At 69.3% G+C, this 1,261-nt stretch carries 2 pseudogenes; both read left to right on the forward strand.

The window, feature by feature from the left end:
• Positions 1-110: 110 nt before the first annotated feature.
• Positions 111-388 (forward strand): annotated as a pseudogene (locus FMEAI12_RS24205) (transposase); the annotation flags it as partial.
• 43 nt (positions 389-431) lie between these two features.
• A pseudogene (locus FMEAI12_RS24210) lies at positions 432-1,261 on the forward strand (helix-turn-helix domain-containing protein); the annotation flags it as partial.

Genomic DNA, 1,261 nt, shown 5'->3' on the forward strand with positions numbered 1-1,261 from the left:
GCGGTTCGGGACCGACCCGGATTCCACCGACCCTGTGGGGTGCCAGAAGTCGGCTTGGGCCCGTGAGCTGGGGTGATGCGACGGTGCGGCGGCCGGCATGATGGTCAGCCATGTTCGTACGCCTGCTCTATCTGATCTTCGTGCGGGTGTGTGGCTGGCTGGTTCTCCTCGGTCGTTCGTCGGCGTCGAAGGACATCGAGTTGCTGGTGCTGCGGCATGAGGTTGCGGTGCTGCGCCGTACCCAGCCCAAGCCCCGGTGGGACTGGGCGGACCGGGCGGTCCTCGCCGCCCTGATCCGACTCCTGCCCAGGGCGCTGCGAACGCACCGGCGGTCACGCCCGGCACCGTCCTGCGGTGGCACCGCCGCCTGATCACACAGAAATGGACCCTGTGGGGCTCCAGAACCCCGATTTGGGCGGTGACCTGCGCGTTTGCCCGCGGGGCGGGGCCCGTGTCGGGCAGGCTGGGTGGTCATGGTGTGGTCGCTGCTCTACGCCCTGACACGGAACACTCTCGGGCTGATGCTGCTCCGGATGCGTGGGGACACCTCGAAGGAGGCGGAGCTCCTTGTCCTGCGACATCAGGTGGCGGTGCTGCGCCGGCAGGTGAACCGGCCCGGTCCTGGAACCGGCGGATCGGGTGATCCTCGCAGCCCTGTCCCGGCTGCTGCCCCGGTCCAGCTGGGGTTCGTTCTTCGTCACCCCGGCCACCGTGCTGCGCTGGCACCGTGACCTCCTCGCACGCAAACGGACCTACCCGCGGAAGTCGCCCGGTCGGCCGCCGGTCCGCCGGGAGATCCGCGAGCTGGTCCTGCGCCTCGCACGGGAGAACCCGACCTGGGGCCACCGCAGGATCCAGGGAGAACTCGCCGGGCTGGGCTACCCGGTCGGAGTCGCCACCGTCTGGCGGATCCCGCACCGCGCCGGCATCGACCCCGCACCCCGCCGGGCCGACACCTCCTGGCGCACCTTCCTGTCCGCCCAGGCCTCCAGCCTGCTGGCCTGCGACTTCTTCACCGTGGACACCGTGTTCCTGCAACGGATCTACGTGTTCTTCGTCGTCGAACACGCCACCCGCCACGTCCATGTTCTCGGGACCACGAAGCACCCGACCGCAGCCTGGGTCACCCAGCAGGCACGGAACCTACTGATGGACCTCGACGAACGTGGCCACCGGTTCCAGTTCCCCCTCCGTGACCGCGACACCAAGTTCACGGCTTCCTTCGACGCCGTCTTCACCGGAGCCGGCATCGACGTGGTAC

Source organism: Parafrankia sp. Ea1.12 (assembly GCF_900465275.1).
GTDB lineage: Bacteria > Actinomycetota > Actinomycetes > Frankiales > Frankiaceae > Parafrankia > Parafrankia soli.